Source organism: Elusimicrobiota bacterium (assembly GCA_041658405.1).
Lineage (GTDB): Bacteria > Elusimicrobiota > UBA5214 > JBBAAG01 > JBBAAG01 > JBBAAG01.
Window position 1 is genome coordinate 1 of the sequence record JBBAAG010000095.1, and the last position, 10,259, is coordinate 10,259.

Consider the following 10,259-nt stretch of genomic DNA (forward strand, 5'->3'; position numbering starts at 1 on the left):
GATTGTTTAATGTCAGAAGGAATTATTTTTGCTTTAATTATCAGTGTAGGATTGTTGCTCCATTCATTCGCAGGGTTTGGCGGCGCATTGTTTGCAGTACCGTTGTTCTCAATATTTTTACCATCCGGCGCTAAGATGTTTATCCCGGCATACGCGGTATTGATGCTTATCATCAACATATTTTTGTTATATGAAGCGAAACAGCATTTGCAGGTAAAAAAAATGGTGTTATTAATGATTGCCGGGGTTATCGGCAGCCCGATTGGTGCGATGGCATTAAAGAGTTTTCACCCGGAATTAATGAAGATTATTATCAGTGTTGCAACGCTGATATTCGGTATTTTGTTGAGTTTAAAAATTGAGATTCCGCTTAACGAAAAAAAGCCGACACAGATCGGGCTTGGGTTGCTCAGCGGCGTACTGGGTGGCGCGATTGGTGAGTCAGGCCCGCCAATAGTTATCTACGGTTTATGCCGGGCATGGGAGAAAGATGAGTTCCGGTGTAATCTTATCGCGTATTTTCTTGTACTGGGTGTGATGAATATTATCTCATACCTCGCGTTCGGGTTGTTAACCCCCAAAAATTTTTCGTATGCCGTATTTGCGATAATACCGGCATTATTTGCTACATGGGTAGGGGTAAAGTTAAAGAATGTTGCGTCAGAAGAGTTTTTTAGGAAGGCAGTACTCACAGTAATTATTTTTGTTACATTAGTCGGGCTTGGGCAGGTGTTGTTCTTCAATAAAAAACATAATAAAGTTGATGCGGTTAGTACCACAACTGCCGTGACTAAATAGTATCAAGGGTTAATTAAGGAGCCTTATATGTTCATCGGAGCGCAGTATTACCGCCCGCCATTTCCGCATAAAAAGTATTGGGATGATGACTTAAAAAAAATGCGGGATACCGGCCTTCATGCAGCGCAGCTATGGGCATGCTGGGGTTGGATTGAACCTGAACCTGGGAAGTTTAATTACGAGGATTATGATGAACTAATTAATCTTGCCGATAAAAACGGGTTAAAAATTGTTATCAGCACAATCGCGGAAATTCAACCGTTCTGGATCCACCGCGTAGTGCCGGATTCTATGATGGTGAACCACGTAGGTAACCGCGTGATATCCTCGCTCCGCGGGGAGTGTAACGTCGGGCTGACCCCAGGCGGGTGTACGGATAATCCGGAAGTCGCGAAGTATATGGAACGCTTCCTCCGTACTACCGCGGAACGGTATAGAGGTACGAAAAACCTTATTGGCTGGGATTGCTGGAACGAAAACCGGTGGGCGGTAAATGCAGACGGTTATGTCTGCTATTGTCCTCATACAATTGAAAAGTACCGCGGATGGTTAAAAGAAAAGTATGGAGATCTTGAATGGTTAAACTTGGCATGGCAACGGAGGTATAGTTCCTGGGATGATGTTCAGCCGGGTAAGTATCCAAAACCGCCGTTTACTGAAAATATGGAATTCGCGAGTTTTATCACACATAGGTCAAACCTTCATGCGAAGTGGCGGTACGGAATTATTAAGTCGGTAAACCCAAGCTTTTTTGTCTCCTGTCATAACGGTACCGCATCACTGGTATCTACCGGCGGAGCGAATGAACAAACATTGTGCCGGGGAAATGACTGGAGTATAGCTGATGAGATGGACGGTTATGGCGTATCAAGTTTTCCTGCGTGGGGTAACGGGTTTGATGAAAACTTTTTTGGGTTACGCATAGAGGCAATACATTCAGCAGTGACATCAAAGAAGAAAGTGTTGTGGATGAGCGAACTCCAGGGCGGTAGCGCACGGGCTGGGTTGATGTCTGACCCGCCGTTAGAGGGTAAACTTCAAAACCTGTGGGTATGGTCGGGTATATCCCGCGGGGTTAAGGGCGTTATATTCTGGTGCTGGCGTGATGAAGTGTTTACTGGGGAAGCATCCGGGTTTGGGATCGTTGGGGATGATGGTAACGCTGAAGAACGAGTAACCGAGTTGAAACACACCTGCGCGGTGATTGACAAAAATATGGATTTATTTGACCGCTATGTTCCCGACTCAGCAAAAGCAGGGGTGTGGTTTGACCCGGATAATTATTATCTTAACTGGTCCTGCGACCGTGACGCTATAAAAGCCAGGCAGGGGGTGTTCAACTATATCCACGCGTATGAACGGTTACGCGTACCGTATGTGATCGTAGAAGCTAACCACATGGAAGAGTTAATGGATGGCTTAAAGTTACTGGTAATGCCCTGGGCGTTGATTGTAAAACCTGAACTCCACGATAAATTGTATAAGTTCGTGAATTCCGGCGGGACGCTGGTGTTTGACGCTGAATTTGATGCGTACACCAAACTCGGGTTTTACAAGTATCCCGGGGAGGATAGAGTATTGCCGACGAAGTTCGGTATCCGCGACCTCGGACGCAGAAAAATAGAGGAACCTACTGAAAATATTAAGTTCAAACTTGGAAACGTGAAACTTGATCTTCGTCCAACTGGCTGGCTAACGCCTTTGGCGTATAACGGCGATGCGGAAGTGGTGGCGAAGAATAAAGCTGGAGACGTAATGGGTATCGTCAAAAAAGTTGGGAAGGGGCGGGTAATCGCGTTAGGCTCGTTCTTCGGGCACGATTATACTAAAGACTACCACCCGGGGTTTGAAACGTTTGTATCGACAATTGTGAATACTTCCTGTGCGGGGTCGGAGTGGGATGTCGTGAGTAGTGGCGGAGCAAAGAAACAGGGGAAAACTGCTGCGCGGACGACCGGGGCAATCATTGGTGTTGGTACTAGTGCTGGCGCGCAAAGGGTTCATTTCCATGCGGGAACGTCGGGGGATAAGCAGGTGATAATCCTCACAAACTTCGGTGATGCGCAAAAGGTGGATGTGCGGTTCCAAGGGAAAAAGGTTGCGACAGTTGCGTTAGAAAAACATGAATATAAAGCGTATGTCCTTGCCGGGAAAAAGTTATTAGAATTGTAATCGTTTTAGATCTAATCAGCGATACCTGAATATTCCGCTTGACAATAACCCAAAGTTCGACTATAATACTGTATAAGTCGAAAAGTCGAAATAGTTTTAAAGGTGGTCAGGTAGATGACAAAACACGAACTCAAACGTAAAAATATATTGTTAACCGCCCAGGCACTATTCGCGCGGTATGGGTTGTTCAAAACTACAATGGATGATATTGCCCACGCATTGCGGATGGGGAAAAGTACTCTTTATTACTATTTTAAAACCAAGGAAGACGTGTTTTTCGCTGTACTTCAGCTAGAAGTTGAGTCAATTAAGGAAACAATGCTGAAAGAGCTTAGTAAATGCCGCGGGCCAAAGGAACGGCTGGCTATGTTTGTGCTTTCCAGGATGAAATATCTACGCAAAATAGTTAATGTGTATTCCGCGTTTAAGGATGAGTACCTGCGGAATTATGAGTTTATCAATAAGATCCGCACGGATTTTGACCGGCAAGAGGTTGGGTTGGTACGCGGGATACTGGAGGAAGGCGTTGCGTCCGGTGTTTTTAAAATCAAGGATATTGACCTTACCGCGTTTACTTTTGTTATCGCAGCGAAGGGGTTGGAGTACGAGTGGACCCTAAGCCTCAAAGAAAAAGAGGTTGAACGTAATATTAATAAGATGCTGGAAATATTGTTTTACGGGATCGTAAAAAAATAAGTATAGGTGTGCATTGAATCATATATGTATAACAAAAATATCAGTGTATCAAAAGTGTTAGGGTTGTTATTCACCATGTATTCCTGTTTTGTGGTAAATACCGCGCTTTATGCGGGAACTGTAAAACCTGCAGTAGTAAATACAAAAATTGAAGGAAGTACGGTTAGCGTGGAATCAACAATCAATGCTCTCCGCTCGGTTATTACCAGTACAATATCGTACCGGTGTTTAAACGAAACAACTGAAAAGCTGGGAAACAAAACATTACACAGAATCATAGCATTGTACTACTACCCTCCGGGTGTGCTGGAAATTAATGTTATCACCGGGGAAAACAGCGGGACACATGTGGTGTTCAAAGATCATAAGCTTACGATTGATAATAAAAATATCCTTGGCCCGTTTAAGGTTAAACTCGACTCCGGGAATCCTATAACCAAATCATTACGCGGGAAAGGTATTGCCCAGGTTGGGTGGGTGTATCATTTATCCAATGTCGAGAAGTATTTGATTGAAAAAAAAGTTTTTTACGCATCATACGACGTATTTGAAGGCAGTACCAGTATAAAGTTATTGATCAAAGTTGATGACAAAACACATTATGTTTTGTATCTCCAACCCTCGACTTACTATATCATCGGGTACCGGTTAATAGAAAATGGTGAGGTTGTGGAAGAGGGGAAGTATAGGGATATACAGGTTAATATCAAAAGGTAAGAATACAAGGTTTATGTTCATAAAGTAAGGTAAGGAGTTATAAAAAAGAAAGATTATGAAAAAATGGTTTGCTGAGTTCGTTATTAATAACAGAAAAGTTGTTATCGCGGTTATCGCAGTGATAACCTTGTTTTTTGGATACTTCCTGAAAGATATCAAGGTTAATCCGGATGTAATGGATTACTTACCAAAGAATGACGCTGTAGCTCAGAGGTTTAATTATATTGATAGAGAATACGGCGGGAATGCATTGGCTATGGTTGCTATTGAAACTGATGATGTATTCACTAAAGCCAGCCTCCGGCAAGTAGCGGATATAACTGCTGAACTTAAACTCCTGCCCGGTGTGTCGTATGTCACGAGTTTAACCGATGTTTTGGATATAAAGAAAGCGCAGGATGGCGGGATTGAAATCGGTAAGCTTATCGACGCAGAAAAGTTGCCGGAGACTGATGAGGAAATAGGTAAGCTCAGGAAGTACGTTATGTCCTCCAGCCTATTCTCCGGGAAACTGGTCTCTACTGACGGGAAGGCAACGCTTATCGTCTGCCGGTTGAATGAAAATGTGAACAAAATAGTAACCGCAGGTGCTATCCGCGGTATTGTAAAAAAAGCTGAAGGCAATAATAAAGCGTATTATGCCGGCTCGCCGTTTTTCTTGGCGGATATCGTTGACTTGATAATGGACGACTTATATACACTGATACCCATAATTGTGGTCGTGATTGTAATGACACTGTTCTTTAGTTTCAGGGTATTACGCGGGGTTGTCATTCCATTAATTTCAGTTGCAATAAGTGTTATCTGGACCATAGGTCTGATGAACTTATTAAGAATACCGTTATCGTTGATCTCTAATATCATACCGGTAGTATTATTTGCTGTGGGGAATGCTTATAGTATTCATGTGTTCAGTAAGTTTAATGAAGATGTTCTTGATAATACTAACCGTTTGGAACAATCAAAATCCGCACTTTCAAACGTAGCACTCCCGGTACTCCTGGCAGCGGTAACGACAGTTGCAGGTTTTTTATCGTTTATCTTTGGTTCTTACCTTACAATGATCGTTGAGTTCGGGATTTTTACGGCGGTAGGAACATTATTTGCGTTGATAATAGCGTGTACGCTTGTCCCTGCAATACTCGCAATGCTGCCCGTTCAGGCTGGCACTGTTAAGGAAAATGCAAGGAAGTCCAGTGCAAAACCGGTGATTAAGTTTATGGATAGCCTCGGGGTTATGATCTTAAAAAATGAAAAGCTGGTATTGGTAATAGCGGGAATAATTACTATTATTGCTGTGGCCGGGATTCCCAGGATACAGCGTAGTGTTAATATTACGGATTACTTCAAGAAAGATAGCCATAGCCGGCTCTCCAACAAAATACTTGATGCGAAGTTCGGCGGGTCTTCGCCTATCATGGTAATCGTTAAGGGTGATATGACAGACCCGCGGGTGTTAAACGAGATGGTTAAGTTCCAGGATTTTCTTGATCAGCTCGATGATGTTAATAACACGCAGTCTATAACGAATTTTATTGAACAAATGAGTGATGTTATGGGGGAAGGTAAAAACATACCTGAGGACCAGGCAAAAGTGTCGAACCTGTGGTTCTTGCTTGAAGGACAGGAAACGTTGTCACAGATGGTGAACCCGGATAAAACTGAAGCTATCGTCCAGGCAATGACTGTTCATGTTCCGACGACACGTATCCGCGCTATCATCAAGGCAATTAGAGAATATCTTAAACAAAACACTAAGGACTATGTATCATTTGAACCAACCGGGATGTTGTATATCAACGATAATCTTGATAATAGTTTAGTAAGCAGCCAGTTCTGGAGTATGCTCATAGCGTTATTTCTGGTATTCCTGTGTTTATTAGCGATGATGCGTTCATTTGCAGGCGGGGTGATTGGGATAGTGCCGATTACGTTTACGATAATCGTTATCTTCGGTGTTATGGGATACACCGGTATACCGCTGGATATAGCAACGGTGTTAGTGGCAAGTATCGCGATTGGTACCGGTATAGATTATTCCATACATTTTGTTAACCGTTTCCGTCATGAACTTAAGGTACAGCTTAACGAATTTGATGCGTTACGCAAGACACTCGAAACTACCGGCCGTGCGATTATGATAAACGTTGTCACTGTAATGTTTGGGTTTCTGGTCTTAATCTTTGCGAACCTCGTGCCGTTACAAAGATTCGGTCTTCTTACTGCGGTGACGACGTTAGTTTCAGGTGTCAGCGCGATTACTATATTACCCGCAATAATATTGTTGTTCAAGCCAAAAATAGGGGAAGATAAGTAAAAGAAAAGAAAGCAGGAGGGATTGATTGTATGAACAAAAAAAAATGTGGTGCCTTATTAACCGGACTGGTATTAGCGCTTAGTGCGGTTATATTTAGCAATAGCGCAGTAGTAACCGCCGCTGAACTTACCGGCCCGCAGGTGCTTTCAAAACTTGATAGTGCGTCTGGTTCGCCTAAGGATCAGGAACAGCAGGCTAAGATCATTATCATCGATAAAGACGGGAAGGAAAAGTCAAGAGAAACATTGATGTTCCAAAAAGGTAATGAAAAACGGTTAGTACGGTTTCTTTCTCCCGCTGACCAAAAAGGGATTGGGTTCCTGTCATTACCCAATGATATGATGTATATTTACCTCCCGGCATTTAAGAAAACACGGCGGATTGCGTCACACGTTAAGAACACGAAGTTCGCTGGGACGGATTTTACATACGAGGATATGGAAGCAAAAACGTATAGCGAAAAATGGGACTCCGAGGTAATACAAACTGATGATAAATCTTATGTCCTGAAACTCACACCAAAAAAAGGGACGGTCTCGGATTATTCTAAACTCGTAATGACGGTTGATAAAACTAATTTTTATGTACTCAAAATTGAGCATTATGATAAAGCCGGGACGATGACAAAAACTCTTACCCGCACGGAGTTCGAGAAAGTTGGGAATTACTGGATTGCAAACGCGTCTGTGATGGAAGATCATAAGAATAAGCATAAGACTAAAATGGTGGTGTCAAATACAAAAGTTGATGCCGGGATTTCAGATGACGTGTTTACGGAACGGTATTTAGTGAGATAATAAAACACATAACAAATGAGCAAGGTTTTAGAGGGGGAATTTGTAATGAAAAAAGTGTTTGGTTTGGTGTTGTTGTTAGCAGGATTTTCAACAAGTGTTATTGCGGAAGAAGGAAAGTCCGGGCTTACGCTCAACGGGTATTTACAGATAGAAAACCGTGTGCGTATACTCGATAGTGTTAAATCCTGGGATGAAACACGGTTGGCATTAACCGGGGAAGCTAAACCTAATGATTCCTCACGGGTATTTGCTGAACTCTGGGTAAAAACTAAACTGCCAGTGGTATCAACTCTTTCGGATATATCAAATCCCGGGATAATTAATCCTTATAACCTAAGCCTGCGGGAAGCGTATGCTGATGTCTACGGATTTATTTTTAAAGGACTTGACCTGCGTGTGGGACGGCAGCGTATCGCGTGGGGTACCGCCGACAATATTGGCCCGACGGATAGTATTAACCCAAAGGATCTTGAGGATCTCTGGGATTTCGGGAGAAAGATTGGGTCTGACGCCATAACATTAAACTATTACCTTTATGACTTCAAACTTACCGGTGTGTATGCCACAAACTTTGTTCCTGCAGTACTGCCCGCAAGTGGGTTAGCTAATTATTTTTATTCCGGATTTGCCGTACCAGCGGGGTTGGTATTAACCGGGTACACTACCGCACTGTCATTACCTGCGAATGATCTTAAGGAAAATTATGTCGCTGCACTGAAACTTGCCCGTACACTTTTTGGTATAGATTTTTCGTTGAGCTATGTCGACGGGAGAGATGGCCTCCCGGTCCTGCGCCGCGCGTATGTTACGCCTGTAAACCTTATGGCTGGAATGGTAGTCGTTTCTACTGAGCTTGAGTATCCAAAGACGCATATCACAGGGTTTGATTTTTCAGGGTCACTCTTTGACATAGGGTACTGGGGTGAGCTCGCAGTATTTTCACCGGATAAGGTGGTTACCACCATTGACCTTTCCGCGTTGAGTATGCTGGGATTGTCAAACCAGGAAGTTGTCGCAATTGACGATAAACCCTATACAAAATACGTGCTTGGGTGTGACTACACATTCCCCGGGAATGTGTATATCAACCTGCAGTACCTCCACGGATTCTTTCACGAACGGGGAGAGGATAACCTCGAGGATTATGTTATGTTTAACCTTGACTGGAAATTATTTGATGAAAAACTTAAACTTGTCCCTCTAGCCGGTGCTATTGAACTTAAGGATACCGCGGATCTTAGTAATAACTACGCTGTGGTTTATACCCCGGAAATCGTGTACATCCCTGTGGATGGTATGGAACTTTGCCTGGGAAGCCGGATAATTTACGGGATGGATACCACGTTATTCGGTAAGATGAAGGATAACGACGAGGCCTATCTGCGGATAAAGTATAGTTTTTAATTAAGCATTACCATTAACATTTATTGAAACTTTTACTATATACAACCCGTCAAATATCTTATAATAAACATTTATTACAGGTAAAAGGCGGGTTTTGTGTACAAAAAAATATTTGTTTTACTCTCATTGTTAATGATAACAACCGCACTGTGCTCACGTGTATACTCAGCGTTGCCGCTTGAAGGTAAAGTCATTGTTGTAAACCCCGGGCATGGATTGATCTGGGAAACTGCGTTAACCCCTGATGCGTTTACTACAGAACGCGGTGCGTCCTACGGCGGGATTGAGGATTATTCTAATCCCATGCATACCTGGCATATAATGAATTATCTTATCTCCAACGGCGGAGCTGATGCGTACCAAGTACGCGAATATCTTAATTATGGTAAGTCCACAGTTAAGTATGAGTTAGCTCATCCGTATTCCGGTGCGGAGAACCAGGCATTATGGAAGATGACAGCGCCATACTGGATGAAAAAGGATTCGTTAGGATTATTAATCCCGGAAACTGTACACCGTACAAATTATTATTATACCAACCCAAATACTCCACAAGAGGCTAATGAAAAAAACCGTAGTAACCGCAGCCGCCCGTTTTTCGCAAATTGGTTGATGAAAGAAAAAGTTGGGCAGTGCGACCTCATGGTCACCGTGCATACCAACGCAGCAAGCGGGACATCACGGGGGACATTGATGTTGATTGATACCGACAATAATTCTACTGATGCTGAGGATTATGACGGGGGTGACCTCTCAGGCCATACCGCGATCTATAACGAAGCGAAGACGTTATCCACGACGGTACTCAATAAAATAGTGTCACTCCTGCAAACCTATGTTGACCCTACGTGGTCAAAAAACGGTACCAGCGGGTTTCTTTACCGCAGTTTTTCCTATGCTGAGAACAGGTACGCACAAATGCCATATGCGATGATTGAAGCCGGGTTCCATGATAACACTACTGACGGGCCGCAGATGGTTACTGACCGGTGGAATATAATCTTTGGGCAGGCGGTATACAAAGCTATCTGCGATTATTATAGTATTACGGATTATAATTTACCGTCACAGGTTACGACTCTCACTGCTACACAGGGTACGTCACCGGGTGAGGTTAGGTTAAGATGGATTGCGCCGGGTGAGGATGCTACCATAGGGTCCGCATCAGCGTATACAGTTAAGTATTCAGCAGCTGCGATTGATACCGTTACTAAATTCAATAATGCAACTACTTATACGCAAACCTGGGCCCCAAAGAAACGGTATGCACAGGAAGATTATATACTGACAGGTTTTACAGAAGGTACGACCTACTATTTTGCGGTACGCGCAAAAAATTTTACGAATGATACCTCCCG

General features: G+C 43.2%; 8 protein-coding genes. All 8 read left to right on the forward strand.

The features are described from left to right. Window positions 1–798 (forward strand): sulfite exporter TauE/SafE family protein (locus WC955_11925; GenBank protein MFA5859759.1); only part of this gene is annotated, 798 nt, incomplete at its 5' end. A 27-nt stretch (window positions 799–825) separates the two neighbouring features. Then, a complete protein-coding gene (locus WC955_11930) occupies window positions 826–2,970 on the forward strand; it encodes a beta-galactosidase (protein ID MFA5859760.1) in 2,145 nt (714 codons plus the stop codon). Between the two features lie 114 nt (window positions 2,971–3,084). Then, window positions 3,085–3,666, forward strand: a complete 582-nt coding sequence (locus WC955_11935; GenBank protein MFA5859761.1) for a TetR/AcrR family transcriptional regulator — start codon at window positions 3,085–3,087, stop codon at window positions 3,664–3,666. Between the two features lie 24 nt (window positions 3,667–3,690). Next, window positions 3,691–4,383, forward strand: coding sequence for a hypothetical protein (locus tag WC955_11940; GenBank protein MFA5859762.1), 693 nt, complete (start codon window positions 3,691–3,693; stop codon window positions 4,381–4,383). A gap of 55 nt (window positions 4,384–4,438) precedes the next feature. Then, window positions 4,439–6,700, forward strand: a complete 2,262-nt coding sequence (locus WC955_11945) for an MMPL family transporter (protein ID MFA5859763.1) — start codon at window positions 4,439–4,441, stop codon at window positions 6,698–6,700. Between the two features lie 29 nt (window positions 6,701–6,729). Beyond that, window positions 6,730–7,497, forward strand: a complete 768-nt coding sequence (locus WC955_11950) for an outer membrane lipoprotein-sorting protein (GenBank protein MFA5859764.1) — start codon at window positions 6,730–6,732, stop codon at window positions 7,495–7,497. A 45-nt stretch (window positions 7,498–7,542) separates the two neighbouring features. After that, window positions 7,543–8,901 (forward strand): DUF1302 family protein, encoded by a 1,359-nt coding sequence (locus tag WC955_11955; GenBank protein ID MFA5859765.1) that lies wholly within the window; start codon window positions 7,543–7,545, stop codon window positions 8,899–8,901. Between the two features lie 96 nt (window positions 8,902–8,997). After that, the coding region (locus tag WC955_11960; protein ID MFA5859766.1) for an N-acetylmuramoyl-L-alanine amidase at window positions 8,998–10,259 on the forward strand (1,262 nt) is incomplete at its 3' end.

Bases quoted from the DNA above. Each gene is read 5' to 3' on its own strand.
- WC955_11950 (MFA5859764.1), top strand. From the start codon at position 6,730: ATGAACAAAAAAAAATGTGGTGCCTTATTAACCGGACTGGTATTAGCG.
- WC955_11940 (MFA5859762.1), top strand. From the start codon at position 3,691: ATGTATAACAAAAATATCAGTGTATCAAAAGTGTTAGGGTTGTTATTC.
- WC955_11935 (MFA5859761.1), top strand. From the start codon at position 3,085: ATGACAAAACACGAACTCAAACGTAAAAATATATTGTTAACCGCCCAG.
- WC955_11945 (MFA5859763.1), top strand. From the start codon at position 4,439: ATGAAAAAATGGTTTGCTGAGTTCGTTATTAATAACAGAAAAGTTGTT.
- WC955_11930 (MFA5859760.1), top strand. From the start codon at position 826: ATGTTCATCGGAGCGCAGTATTACCGCCCGCCATTTCCGCATAAAAAG.
- WC955_11955 (MFA5859765.1), top strand. From the start codon at position 7,543: ATGAAAAAAGTGTTTGGTTTGGTGTTGTTGTTAGCAGGATTTTCAACA.